Genomic DNA, 13,130 nt, shown 5'->3' on the forward strand with positions numbered 1-13,130 from the left:
AAAGATGGCTTCCATGTTTTTGAGGACGTTCATTTTGCTTCTCCTGAGTGTTCGTTCGGTTCGTCGGGAGCCGTGATCGGCTTGGTATGGTGTCACTGTAGGCGCGCGCGCCCTTCCCTTCCAGCGGACTGCGACGAACTGCAAAAAACGCAGGATAAAGCGGCGAAAAACCGGATTGTGCGTTGCGGCACAGCAGCCGGCGCATGAGCATGCTCAACAGCCGGGCCGGATTCGCTGGCGATACTCGTCGAGGGCACAAGCGGAGGCAAACATGGGACGGCGGAACATCCTGGAAGTGGAGTCGGACGGGGCAACGGCCCTCCTGGCGGCGCGGCCGGCCGGCACGGTGCCGGGCTGGAATGCGCTGGCGCTACGGTGCGGCGGCACGGCGCAGACGCTGCATACGCTCGCGCTCGTGCATACCTGCATGTACAACGCCTGGGCCGCCTACGACGGCGACGCGCGCCAGACGACGCTCGGCGTCGCCGTGCGCCTGCCCCGCGCCGAGCGCGATGCCGCCAGCAAGACGGCCGCGATGAGCCATGCTGCCCGTCACGTGCTCGTCGACCTGTTCCCGGAACGGCAGCCGGACGTCGATGCCCACATGGCGGGCCTGGGGCTCGCGCCGGCCGCCGCGGCCGGACAATTCAGCCCGGCGGGCATCGGCCGCGCGCAGGCGGCGGCCATGCTCGACGCCTGCCGCCGGGAGCAACCGTTCGCGCTGATGCCGGCCGAGGTCAACCTGCCGGTCACCGCGGGGCGGCACGCGGTCGCCGAACACTGGCTCCGGCTGGCCCGGCACCTGTCCTTGCGGGACGGGCACGACGACGACCGCGATGTCCTGCTGTTCTTCGTGCTCGCCAACGCGCTGGCCGACGCCGCCAGCGCGGCCGTGGATGAGAGATCGGTCGACGCCGCCTGTGCCGGCGCCGCGGCCGAAGCGCTGCGCCGCTTCACGGGCAGCGACCGGCCGGACGCGGCCGCGCTCACGGCGGCGGCGGGTCAGGAAGCGGGAAGGAAGATCGGCGCGCGCGTGTTCGACAAGGCGCGCCGTTACCGGCAGGGGAAGTTATGACGCCGGTTTGAGGATGTTCGCCAGCGCCACGTACTGCTCGAGCGCCACGGTTTCCGGACGCGTGCCCGGATCGATGCCGGCATCGACGAGCTGCTGTTCGGTGAACATGCCCGCCACGCAGTTGCGGATCACCTTGCGGCGCTGCGAGAACGCTTTCTGCACGACGGCTTCGAGCGTGGCCGCGTCGGCCGGCAGCGGGCGCTTCGTCGGCACCATGCGCACGATCGCAGACTCGACCTGCGGCGGCGGATCGAACGCCGTCGGCGGCACGATGAACAGCAGCGCCATGTCGTAGCGCCACTGCAGCATCACGGACAGGCGGCCGTAGGCCTTCGTGCCCGGCTCCGCCACCATGCGCTCCACGACTTCCTTCTGCAGCATGAAGTGCTGGTCCTCGATGAGGTGGGCGTAGTCGGCCAGGTGGAACAGCAGCGGACTGGAGATGTTGTACGGCAGGTTGCCCACCACGCGCAGCTTCTTCCCCTCCGGGACGGGGATGCCGCCGAAATCGAATTTCAGGGCGTCGCCCGCGTGGATGGTCAGGCGCTCGCGCGGGTACGCTTTTTCCAGCCGCGCGACGAGGTCGCGGTCCAGCTCCACCACGTGCATGTGGTCGAGCTCCTTGAGCAGCAGCGCCGTCATCGCGGCCAGGCCCGGGCCGATTTCGACCATGGTGTCGCCCCGGTGCGGGGCTATGCCTTCGATGATGTTGTGGAGGACGTTGTCGTCGGTCAGGAAGTTCTGGCCGAAACGCTTGCGGGCTACGTGTTTCATTATTGTTATGCGGGTGGGTTCTGTTGCGCGCGGACCATCGACAGGGCGACGCGGATCGCCTCTTCCATGCTGCCGCAATCGGCCTGGCCCAGGCCTTGCGCGGCCAGGTCGAGCGCCGTGCCGTGGTCGACGGACGTGCGGATCAAGGGCAGGCCGAGCGTGATGTTGACGCCGCGGCCGAAGGTCGCGTGCTTGAGCACGGGCAGGCCCTGGTCGTGGTACATGGCCAGCACGGCGTCGGCGTCCTGCAGGTATTTGGGCTGGAACAGGGTGTCGGCCGGATACGGGCCGCGCGCGTCGATGCCGCGCGTGCGGGCGTCTTCCAGCACGGGCGTGATGACGTCGATCTCTTCGCGGCCGAGATAGCCGTTCTCGCCCGCGTGCGGGTTCAGCCCCGTCACGAGGATGCGGGGCGACGCGATGCCGAATTTTTTCACCAGATCCGCGTGCAGGATGTCGAGCACCCGCGTGAGGCTGTCACGCGTGATGGCGCTCGATACATCCTTGAGCGGCAGATGGGTCGTGGCCAGCGCCACGCGCAGGTACGGCTGATCCGCCCCCGCAGGTGAGGCCAATGCGCCCGCGAGCATCATGACGACCTTGGGCGTGCCGGTCTTCTCGGCCAGGTATTCCGTGTGGCCGGAAAACGCGACGCCGGCGTCGTTGATGGTGCTCTTTTGCAGCGGCGCCGTGACGATGGCGTCCCACCAGCCGGCCTGCGTGCCTTCGATCGCGAGATCGAGCGTCGCCAGCACGGCGCGGCCGTTGGCGGCGTCCAGCCGGCCCGGCACGACGTGGGCGTCGAGCGGCACGTCGACGACGGGGATCGTGTCCGGACCGAAGTGCGGCAGGCCGCTGTGGCGCAGCGCCAGCGTGGAGATCGCGGACAGGCGGATGCTCGGGTCGATCAGGCTGGCCGTCAGCGACAGAAAGGCGGCATCGCCCACGAGCACGCAGCGGGCCTCGCCGCGCAGCGCCCAGGCCGCGCGGATCGAGATCTCCGGACCGATGCCGGCCGGCTCGCCGACCGTGACGGCCAGCGAAGGGCGTGTGCCTGCCTGGGACATCTTATTTGTCCTCGCGGAACTCGACGTAGGCGCGGTCGCGGACCTGGCGGCTCCAGTCTTCCAGGGCTTCCTGGCGCTTGCGGTCGGTGAGGACCTGGCGTGCGGCCGAGCGTTCCTTTTCCTTCGACACGTCCTGCGTCTTGCGCTCGACGACCTCGATCAGGTGCAGGCCGAACGGCGTCTTGATGACGTCCGAGACCTGGCCCGGCTTGAGGGCGTTCATCGGGTTCTCGAATTCCGGCAGCGCGTCGCCCGGATACAGCCAGCCCAGGTCGCCGCCCTTCGAGGCCGAGCCGTCGTTCGAGTACTGGCGCGCCATGTCTTCGAACGTGGCCTGCTTGCTGTCGATCTTCTGCTTGATTTCCAGGAGCTTCTTGCGGGCTTCCTCTTCGGTCTGCGTCGGCGTGATCTTGAGCAGGATGTGGCGCGCGTGGGTCTGCTGCACGACGGCCTGGTCGGGCTTCTGCGCTTCCGCCAGCTTGCGCACGCCCGCGAGCTTGAGGACGTGGAAGCCGACGTTGGTGCGGATCACCGGCGTGACCTGGCCCGGCTTCAGTTTATGCAGTTCGCTCGCGAAGATCGGGGGCAGGCGGTCCGGATCGCGCCAGCCGACCGAGCCGCCTTTCAGCGCGTCCGGCGAATCGGAATACGTGGCGGCCATCTTGGCGAAGTCGGCGCCGGTGCGCAGCTGGCGCTCGACTTCGTCGGCCCTGGCCTTGCGGGCGGCGATCTGTTCGGGCGACGCGTTTTCCGGGATGCGCACGAGGATCTGGGCGATGTCCATCTCGACGCGGTCGGCGGCGGCGGCCTTCTCGGCCGCCATGTACGTGTCGATCTCGGCGTCGGTGACCTGGATCTTGCTGTCGACTTCGTGCTCGATCAGGCGCTGCATCATGATCTCGTTGCGGATCTGCTCGCGGAACTGGGAGAACGTCAGGCCGTCCTTTTCCATCGCGTTGCGCATGTCCTGCACGGTCATCTTCTGGTTCTCGGCGATGCGGCCGATGGCGCGGTCGAGCGTCGTGTCGTCGACGCGCACGCCCATTTCCTTGGCCAGCTGGAGCTGGGCGCGTTCGGTGATCATGGCCTCGACGACCTGGCGGCGCAGGTCTTCCTCGGCCGGCATCTGGGCACCTTGCGCCTTGAGGCGCTGGGTGATCTCGGCCACGCGCTGGTCGACTTCGCGCCTGGTGATGACCTCGTCGTTGACGATCACGTACACGGAATCGATCACGTGGGCATTGCTGGACGCCGGCGGCAGGAAGCCGGTGCCGGGTTTAGCGGCCGGCTTGGCGGCGGCGGGCTTGGCCGCGGCCGGAGCGCCGGCCGGTGCCGCCTGGGCCAGGACATCGCCGGTGGCGAAGGCGCACAGCAGCACCGCCGCCAGTTTGATCTGGTGCGGACGGAGCGGGGACGGGCGGGTTGTACGCATATTCAGGAAAGCACTCATTTCAGGTATCTAGTTGTCCATGGCCCGGTCAGGGGCGGCCGACGTTGGTGTTCAGCCGGGTGTAGCCGGGAATGCTCTTGTTGAAAGTCTCCAGCGGGTTGCCGAACCCCAGGCGCGACAGGCCGTTGAGCTCCAGCTGGAAGAAGATCGGCGTCGAGGTGGTCTGCGCGGCGGTCACGAAACGCTGCGCGCCCATGCGGAACACCCAGCAATCCGCCTTGTACTCGAGCCCCACGAGGCTCTCGAGCAGTTTGCGGTCGCGCACCGAGTAGCTGACCCGGGTCACACCATACCAGCGCTGCGACAGCGGCCACTGGCCCGAGACGTCGGCGTTGCGGAAGCCGTTGGCGATGCCGAAGGTGTCGCGTTGAAAACGGTACTCGACGTTCAACACCTTCATCGGGGCCGGCTGCCACTGCACCCCGACATTCGAGCTGTACAGGCTGCGTGCCTGTGCATCGTATTGTACGCCGCTGTCGAAGGTCCACGACTCCGAAATGCGGCCCGACGCCGCCAGCAGCGCGTCCGAGCGGGTCTGGTTGCTTTGCTCGCTCGAGTTCAGGCGCACGCGCGGGTCGGTGAAATAATAGCGGCTGCCGACCGCGAGGCGCAGGCGCTCGGCGCCGTTGGCCTCGATGAAGCGCGACACGATCGCCGCCGTCAGCTGGTTCGCATCCGACACCTTGTCGGCGCCGACGAAGCGGTTTTCCGTGAACAGCTGGGCGTAATTGAAACCGGCGACGCCCGTATCGAAGTTGGGGATGTCGTCCTGGTTTTTATAGGGGGTGCGCACGTAGAACAGGCGCGGCTCCAGCGTCTGCGTGCCGCCCGACCCGAACAGCGACGACTTGCGCTCGAACACGAGGCCGGAATCCAGCGAGACCGTGGGCAGCACGCGCGAGATCTTGTCGTCGCTGTTGACGTTGTGCGTCAGGTCGTACTGCGTGGCGTGCAGCATCAGCTTGGGCGTGACGAACCAGCCCGGATGCACCCACGGATAACTCACCTGCGCGACCATGTTGGCGCGGTTGCCCTGCACCTGGTTGTCGTCCGGATGCGAAAAGCGCGTGGCTTCCGCATCGACCGCCCAGTCGAAGCCGCCCAGCACGTCGTAGCGGCCGGCGTGGAAGTTCAGCGTCGGCAGGCGGTTGTACGGCGTCGCCACGGTCAGCGCGGGATTCAGCACGGCGCCCGGGTCCTGCAGCACCTGGTAGCTCTGCACGCGCGCCGTCAGGTTCCAGTACTGGCCGTAATAGTCCGTGCGCAGCTCGCGCAGCAGCTGGCGCTCGGCGCTGGCGGCGACGGTGCGCGAGAAGTCCGACGGGTATTCGTTGTCCGAAGCCGCGTGCGCGTTCCAGCCGAACGTCCAGTTGGGCGCCAGGAACTGGTTGTGCAGCGTGTCGACCCACCAGCGGTTGCGGTGCGCCAGGCGGTCGTTGGCGAGGTATTCCAGGTGTGTCTCGCCGCTGTACGGCCCGCGGTCCGTCTCGCCCAGGTAGCGGCCCGTCGCGCCCAGCTGCAGGCCGCGCGCGAAGATATAGCGCGGGAACAGCGTCAGGTCGCGGTTGGGCGCGATGTTGAAGTAATACGGCACCATCAGCTCGGCCGAGCCCTTGGAACCGAAGCCGATCGTGGGCGGCAGCCAGCCGGACCGGCGCGCACCGGACAGCGAGAACGACAGCGCCGGAATGCCGAGGATGGGCACGTCCTTGAAATAGATGATCGTCTTGCCGGCCGTGCCGACGTCGCGGCCCTGGTCCAGGCGCAGCGTGCTCGATTTCAGATACCAGTCGGGATCGGGGCCTTCGCACGTGCTGTACGTGCCGTCGACGACGACGGCCTGGTCCTCGCCGAGGAAGTTGATGCGCTGGGCCTTGCCCTGCGCATTGTTCATGCCCAGGCGATAGGACGGATGCAACACCCAGCCCTTGCCCGTTTCCAGGTTCAGCTGCAGGGCGTCGCCCTTGTAGCGGTCGCCGAAGCGCCACATCGTGATATCGCCTTCGGCCGTGACCTCGTCCTCGACGCGCCGGTAGCACGCCGTGTCCGCGGTGATGCCGGTGGCGCCGCGCGTGATCTCGACGTTGCGTACCATGTTCAGGATGCGGTCCGGGCGGCCGGAAAATTCCTCGGCGCGCATCGTGATCGGGAGATCCTGCTCGTCCGGATGGGCCGGCGCGGGCACGGGCGCAGCCGCAGGCGCCGCCGTCTGTGCATACAGCGGCCCCGCGGCCATGGCCACGAGAGCGGACAATGCTGCGGTTCGCCGCGGCGGGAATGGTAGGGCCGTCGTCCAGCTCATGAAAGATCGCGTTGCACCATAAGGGCGATTGTTTGGATTGAATCCCTTATTATATGGGAATTCGTGCGGCACGGTCGCGTTATGCGGCTCGGTGGTAATAATCCGGAAACTCGACGGAAAACCATAACCCATTGATTTTCAAAGGGAAATGAATATTACCGATAGATACAATTTTAACAATAAGAAGTTTCTCTACCCGACGGTCAGGTCAGTGTTTGCGATAGCTCGACCTGTTCAATTCTCCAATCCCCTACATTGACTCGTACATGCAATATGCATGAATCACTGAGCGGAGGGAATCATGGGAATCCGATGGACGGGCACGGCTGCACTGGCCGCACGGGCGCTGGTGTTGACGGGAACGATATGGAGCTGCGGAGCCAGCGCGGACAGCGCGCCGCTGCCCCTCTCCGCACAGGCGCGCGGGGACGTGTACGGCATCATCAATCTGGCGCCGCCGCCGATATTCCGGGCATTCATCAATGCGCGCAGCCAGGCGGTGTTCGAATACACCGGACTCGACAACACGCTGCACATCGGCTTTTTCGATGGCCAGCGGGTCATCGACGTCAGCCCGGCCGGCGCCCTGGTCAGCACCCTGGGCGCCCTCAACGACCACGGCGTGGTCGCCGCGCAGACACGGCCGACCATTCCCGACACCTTCCAGCCATTCCGCTGGACGGCCGCGCACGGCCTGACGTTCCTGCCCGATCCGGATCCTGGCGCGGACACGTTCGTCACCGACATCAACAACCGCGGCCAGATCGTCGGCTCGTCCCAGGTCGTGGACCGTGCCGTGCGCTGGGATGCCGCCAACCGCCTGGTGCCGCTGCTGCTGCCGGCCGGCTTCACGCAGTCGTTCGCGGGCGACATCAACGAGTTCAATATCACGGCGGGCGCGGCCACGGCGGCGGACGGCAACAGCCATGCGGTGTTGTGGAACGCGGCCGGGAACCTGATCGACCTGGGCACGTTCGGCGCCATGTCGGCCGTCGCCGGTCCGATCAACAACCGCAACGAGGTGGCGGGCGCCACCATGAACCTGGACTCGGCCGGCAACCAGAACTTCCGCGCATTCCTGTGGAACCGCCGCGACGGCGTCGCCTTCGTCACCCCGCCCGGGCCCAACACCTTCATCTCGGCGCTCAACGAGCGGAGCGAGGCCGTGGGGCGCCTGCTCCCGCCGGATTTCTCCGGCAATCGCGCATTCTATTTTTCGCGCACGCGCGGCTTCGTCGACCTGCACCGGGCGCCGTTCGTCGAATCGAGCGCGGGCGATATCAATGACCGGGGCACGATCGTCGGCTCGATGATCCGCGCCAATGCCGACGGCAGCCAGACCGAGCTGGCCTTCCGCTGGACCAACTTCGTCGCGGTGGATCTGAACACCCGTCTGCTCAATCCTCCCGCCGGCCTCGTGCTGACCCAGGCCCTGGGCATTTCGGCGACCGGCGACATCGTGGCCAATTCCAACGCCGGGTTGGTGCTGCTGCGCCTGGGCGGGGCGTGCACGGATGCACCGGTGCTGGGCCCGCTGACCCTGAGCGAGCCGGTTCGTCCAGACGTGGCGGCCACGCTCACGCTGTCGTTCAGCGACCGCAATGTGCGCGATACCCATACGGCGACGGTGGACTGGGGCGACGGCAGCGGCCCCCAGGCGGCAGCCGTGCAGGAGAACGACGGCCAGGGCCAGGTCGGCGCCACGCACACGTATGCGGGTTCGGGCGAATTCACGATCGTGGCGAGCGTCACCGATACCACCGGCAAGACGACGACGACATTCCGCCACGTGACCGTGGAGCTCCCCCCGCCCCCGTCGATCGCTGCCGGCGCCAACACGTCTTCCCCCGCCGCGGCGGCCGGAAGCGCCGCCCCGCGGCGGCGCGCGCTGTTCGGCTCCAAGGTCCCGCCCGCCCTGCAGACTTGGGTGAACAAGGTCCTGAAGAAATAGACAACGGATGCACAGACCGCCCGGCTGGAGCAGCCCGGGCGGTCCGATGCCCTGTGAAATCGCGTATGATTACACCCGAACTGCCCTGCCACGCCTGGGCACACTTTACAACCTATCGCCAACCCGTTTCACCGGGACGCTTCATGTCTTCTTCGTCTCAACACGTTCCCTCCAATGTTCCCACCGGCGCCGACAAGGACGCCCGCCTGGCCCGGCTGACCGAATGGTTGAGCTCGCTGGACCTGGTCGACGCCGGCAGCCTGCGCCCGGCCTCGTCCGATGCGAGTTTCCGCCGCTACTTCCGGCTCGATGTTGTGCCGGCGCTACGCGACAAGCTGGGCAATACCGTCGTCGCCATGGACGCCCCGCCGGAGCGTGAAAACGTCCCGGCCTTCATCCACGTCGACGGCCTGCTGCGCGACGCCGGCGTCACCGTGCCCGCCATCGTGGCCCGCGACGTGGAGGCCGGCTTCCTGCTGCTGTCCGACCTCGGCACGACGATGTACCTGCAGCGCCTGTCCGTCGACAACGCCCCGTTCATGTACTCGGACGCCATCGACGCCCTGATCAAGTTCCAGCTCGCCAGCGAGGCCGGCGTGCTGCCGGAATTCGACCGCGCCTTCGTGCTGCGCGAGCTGAACCTGTTCCCCGAATGGTTCATCGGGCGCCACCTGGGCGTCACGATGAACGACATCCAGCGCGCCCAGCTGGACAAGGTGTTCGAGGCGATCACGGCCAACGTGCTGGCGCAACAGCAGGTCTACATGCACCGCGATTTCCATTCGCGCAACCTGATGTTCCTCGACCAGGGCAACCCGGGCGTGCTGGACTTCCAGGACGCCGTCTACGGCCCCGTCACCTACGACCTGGCCTCGCTGCTGCGCGACGCCTACATCCAGTGGGACGAGGAATTCGTGCTGGACTGGGTCGTGCGTTACTGGCAAAGCGCGAAGCAGGTCGGCCTGCCCGTCAACCCGGACATCGACGCCTTCTACCGCGACTTCGAATACATGGCCCTGCAGCGCCATCTGAAAATCCTCGGCATCTTCTGCCGCCTGAACTACCGCGACGGCAAATCCACGTACATGGGGGACCTGCCCACGGTGATGGACTACGTGCGCAAGACCGCCAACCGCTACACCGAACTCAAGCCGCTCGTGCGCCTGCTCGACGCGTTCGACGACAAGGCGCCGCAAGTCGGCTACACATTCTGAAGACCAGCCGATGAAAGCCATGATCTTCGCCGCAGGCCGCGGCGAGCGGATGCGTCCGCTGACGGACACCTGCCCCAAGCCCCTGCTCAAGGTGCGCGGCCGTCCCCTCATCACCTGGCACGTGCTGAACCTCGTGCGCGCCGGCATCAAGGACATCGTCATCAACCACTCGCACCTCGGCCACATGATCGAGGAAGCGCTGGGCGACGGCAGCCGCTACGGCGCGCGCATCGTCTACTCGCACGAACCGGCGCCGCTGGAAACGGCCGGCGGCATCGCCAACGCCCTGCACCTGCTGGGCGACGAACCGTTCCTGGCGCTGTCCGGCGACATCTACGCGCCCTACTTCGACTTCGAACAGGTCCTCGATGCGCTCAAGGACGTGGACGCCGTGGGCCAGCCGATCCCGCATGACAAGCGCGACATCGCCTGGCTGTACCTCACGCCGAACCCGTGGCACAACCCGGACGGCGACTTCGGCATGACGATGTACACGCTCTCCAACGATGGCGATCCGAAATGGAATTTCTCGAACATCGGCGTCTATCGTCCCGAGATGTTCGACCGGATCAAGGCCGGAGAAGTTTCGCGGCTCGGCCCCCTGATGCGCAAGTTCATTGACCTGGGTCGTATCGGCGGCGAGATCTACACGGGCCCCTGGGTCAATGTGGGCACCGTGCGCCAGCTGGAAGAACTCAACGCGCCGCCGGGCTCCGTGCGGACGGGCGCCTGATGGACTACGCGGCACGACGCGCGCGCCTGGCCGCGCAGATGCAGCCGGGCGCCGTCGCCGTGCTGCACACCGCCCCGGAGCTTCTCCGCAACGGCGACAGCGACTACCCCTACCGCCACGACAGCGCCTTTTACTACCTGACCGGCTTCACGGAACCGGAAGCCGTGCTGGTCCTCGTCGCCGCACAAGGCGACAAGCCCGCCCGTTCGATCCTGTTCTGCCGCGAGAAGAACGTCGAGCGCGAGATCTGGGACGGCTACCGCCACGGCCCGGAAGCGGCGCGCACGACGTTCGGCGTCGACGACGCGTACCCGATCGGCGAACTGGATACGCACATGGCGCGCATTCTCGCGAACGCGCCCGCGCTGTACTACGCGCTGGCGTCGAACGCCGCGCTCGACGCGCAGGTGACGCTCTGGATCAAGGCCGTGCGCGCGCAGGCCCGCACCGGCACGACGGCCCCCGACACCTTCGTCAACCTGCTGCCGCTGCTCGACGAGATGCGGCTCGTGAAGGACGCCGACGAACAGGCGCTGATGCTGCGCGCCGGCGAGATCTCGGGCCGCGCGCACGAGCGCGCGATGCGCGCGGCGCGCCCCGGCATGTTCGAATACGAGCTGGAAGCGGAGCTGCTGTACGCCTTCCGCAAGAGCGGCGCCCAGTTCCCGGCCTACACGCCCATCGTGGCCTCGGGCCCGAACGCCTGCATCCTGCACTACAACGTCAACGACCGGCCCATGCAGATTGGGGACCTCGTGCTGATCGACGCCGGCTGCGAGCTGGATGGCTACGCGTCCGACATCACCCGCACCTTCCCCGTCAACGGCCGCTTCACGGACGCCCAGCGCGCCCTGTACGAACTGGTGCTGGCCGCGCAGGACGCCGCCTTTGCCGCCATCGCGCCGGGCCGGCCGTACAGCGCCTTCCACGAAGCGGCGCTGCGCGTGCTCGTGCAGGGCATGCTCGACCTGGGCCTCATCGACAGGTCGGCACACGCGAGCGTCGACGACGCCATCGCCGCCAAGGCGCACGTGCCGTTCTACATGCACGGCACGGGCCACTGGCTCGGCATGGACGTGCACGACGTCGGCGCCTATCGCGACGTCACGCAGGCCGAGAAGCCGTCGCGCCAGCTCGCCGAGGGCATGGTCGTGACGGTGGAACCGGGCATCTACGTGCGCCCGGCCGAGGGCGTGCCGGAACGCTTCTGGCACATCGGCATCCGCATCGAGGACGACGTCGTCGTGACGAAGGACGGTTATCGCCTGCTGACGGCGACCGCGCCGAAGACCGTGGCCGAGATCGAAGCGATCGTGGGGACGGCGCATGGCTGACGAGATTCTATCCGCCGACGTCGCCATCTGCGGCGCCGGCCCCGTCGGCCTCGCGCTGGCCGCGCTGATGGCGCGCCGCGGCGTCGCGCCGGGGCGCATCGCCCTCGTGGATGCGAAAGCGCTGGGCCAGGCGATCTCGGACCCGCGCTCGATCGCGCTGTCGTGGGGCAGCCGCATGCTGCTGGAGGATGTCGGCGCATGGCCGTTGCCGTGCACGCCGATCCACCAGATCCACGTCTCGCGCCGCGGCCACCTGGGCCGCAGCATGATGGACCGCGCCGAACACCGGCTCGACGCGCTGGGCTACGTTGCCCGCTACGGCGACGTCGTCGATGCGTTGTCGCGCGCCTGCGAGCGCGCGGGCGTGCAGGTGCTGCGCCCGGTGCGCGTGGCGGCGCTGGATGAAGACCGCGACGGCGTCGTGCTGACGCTGGACGACGGCCGCACGCTGCATGCGCAGGTGGCCGTGCAGGCCGAAGGCGGCGTGTTCGGCGAACAGGCGGACAAGACGCAGCGGCGCGACTACGCGCAGACGGCCGTCATCGCGCGCGTCACGGCAAGCCAGCCGATCGCGCACCGCGCCTTCGAACGTTTTACGGACGAAGGTCCGCTCGCGCTGTTGCCGCAGGACGGCGCCGACGGCCATCAATATGCGCTGGTCTGGTGCGTGCGGCCGGAACGCGCGCAGCAGTTGCTCGACCTGGGCGAGCCCGAATTCCTGCACCGGCTGGGCGACGCGTTCGGCGAGCGTCTCGGCACGTTCGTGCGCGCGGCGGCACGGGCGGCGTTTCCGCTCGGGCTGAATGCGGACCCGCGCTTCACGGCACGCACGGTCGCCATCGGAAATGCGGCGCAGACCCTGCACCCGGTCGCGGGCCAGGGTTTGAATCTCGGGCTGCGCGATGCCGCCGTATTGGCACGCCTGCTGGCACGCGGGATCGATCACGACCACGGGATCGCGGATGCGCTGGCGCGCTTTGCCGAGGAACGTGCGCGCGACCGCGGCGCGATCATCCGCACGACGGATGCGATGGCGCGCGTGTTCGCGAATACGGGGCCGCTGCAGCCGGTGTTCGGGCTGGCGCTGGCGGCGCTGGACACCGTCAGGCCGGCGCGGATGCTGCTCGCGGAGTTGATGATGTTCGGGCGGCGTTGAACGCGTGGACGGCGAGCCGTCCACCCTGCCGATCATGTTGGGCCGCAAGTAGGGCGGGCTCTCCGAGCCCGCGC

Annotated in this window: 11 protein-coding genes; 7 read left to right on the forward strand and 4 right to left on the reverse strand. The window is 67.6% G+C overall.

What is annotated here, in order from left to right:
- Both ASC93_RS31900 and ASC93_RS05715 read left to right on the forward strand, forming a co-directional pair.
- A partial coding sequence (locus tag ASC93_RS31900) for a hypothetical protein (RefSeq protein ID WP_229412610.1) occupies nt 1-207 on the forward strand: 207 nt, incomplete at its 5' end.
- A gap of 64 nt (nt 208-271) precedes the next feature.
- Nucleotides 272-1,075 carry a DUF6851 domain-containing protein gene (locus tag ASC93_RS05715; protein ID WP_056438480.1) on the forward strand — a complete coding sequence of 268 codons (804 nt, stop codon included), beginning with the start codon at nt 272-274 and terminating at the stop codon, nt 1,073-1,075.
- On the opposite strand, the gene rsmA is transcribed toward ASC93_RS05715, so the two are convergent.
- From rsmA to ASC93_RS05735, 4 genes are read right to left on the reverse strand one after another with little or no spacing between them, the layout of a single operon-like run.
- The gene (rsmA, locus tag ASC93_RS05720) at nt 1,070-1,849 is read right to left on the reverse strand and encodes a 16S rRNA (adenine(1518)-N(6)/adenine(1519)-N(6))-dimethyltransferase RsmA (RefSeq protein ID WP_056438483.1); all 780 of its coding nucleotides are present in this window, start codon (nt 1,847-1,849) and stop codon (nt 1,070-1,072) included. The genes ASC93_RS05715 and rsmA overlap by 6 nt on opposite strands.
- A 5-nt stretch (nt 1,850-1,854) precedes the next feature.
- Nucleotides 1,855-2,916 carry a 4-hydroxythreonine-4-phosphate dehydrogenase PdxA gene (pdxA, locus tag ASC93_RS05725; RefSeq protein WP_056438486.1) on the reverse strand — a complete coding sequence of 354 codons (1,062 nt, stop codon included), beginning with the start codon at nt 2,914-2,916 and terminating at the stop codon, nt 1,855-1,857.
- Nucleotide 2,917: 1 nt separating this feature from the next.
- Nucleotides 2,918-4,348 carry a peptidylprolyl isomerase gene (locus ASC93_RS05730; RefSeq protein WP_229412611.1) on the reverse strand — a complete coding sequence of 477 codons (1,431 nt, stop codon included), beginning with the start codon at nt 4,346-4,348 and terminating at the stop codon, nt 2,918-2,920.
- Between the two features lie 46 nt (nt 4,349-4,394).
- Nucleotides 4,395-6,668 carry an LPS-assembly protein LptD gene (locus ASC93_RS05735; protein ID WP_056438492.1) on the reverse strand — a complete coding sequence of 758 codons (2,274 nt, stop codon included), beginning with the start codon at nt 6,666-6,668 and terminating at the stop codon, nt 4,395-4,397.
- A gap of 301 nt (nt 6,669-6,969) precedes the next feature.
- On the opposite strand from ASC93_RS05735, the gene ASC93_RS05740 reads away from it, so the two are divergent.
- The 5 genes from ASC93_RS05740 to ASC93_RS05760 all read left to right on the forward strand — a co-directional run bounded on the left by ASC93_RS05740 (nt 6,970) and on the right by ASC93_RS05760 (nt 13,056).
- Complete coding sequence (locus tag ASC93_RS05740) at nt 6,970-8,619, forward strand: PKD domain-containing protein (RefSeq protein ID WP_157201755.1); 1,650 nt, start codon at nt 6,970-6,972, stop codon at nt 8,617-8,619.
- 143 nt (nt 8,620-8,762) lie between these two features.
- Complete coding sequence (locus tag ASC93_RS05745; RefSeq protein ID WP_056438498.1) at nt 8,763-9,833, forward strand: aminoglycoside phosphotransferase family protein; 1,071 nt, start codon at nt 8,763-8,765, stop codon at nt 9,831-9,833.
- 10 nt (nt 9,834-9,843) lie between these two features.
- A complete protein-coding gene (murU, locus tag ASC93_RS05750; RefSeq protein ID WP_056438501.1) occupies nt 9,844-10,566 on the forward strand; it encodes an N-acetylmuramate alpha-1-phosphate uridylyltransferase MurU in 723 nt (240 codons plus the stop codon).
- A complete protein-coding gene (gene pepP / locus ASC93_RS05755) occupies nt 10,563-11,900 on the forward strand; it encodes a Xaa-Pro aminopeptidase (RefSeq protein ID WP_157201756.1) in 1,338 nt (445 codons plus the stop codon). Before murU ends, pepP begins: the two co-directional genes overlap by 4 nt.
- Nucleotides 11,893-13,056, forward strand: coding sequence for an FAD-dependent monooxygenase (locus ASC93_RS05760; protein WP_056438506.1), 1,164 nt, complete (start codon nt 11,893-11,895; stop codon nt 13,054-13,056). Before pepP ends, ASC93_RS05760 begins: the two co-directional genes overlap by 8 nt.
- Nucleotides 13,057-13,130: the final 74 nt, after the last annotated feature.

Origin of the sequence: Massilia sp. Root335 (assembly GCF_001425685.1) — a bacterium.
Taxonomy (GTDB): Bacteria; Pseudomonadota; Gammaproteobacteria; order Burkholderiales; family Burkholderiaceae_D; genus Telluria; species Telluria luteola.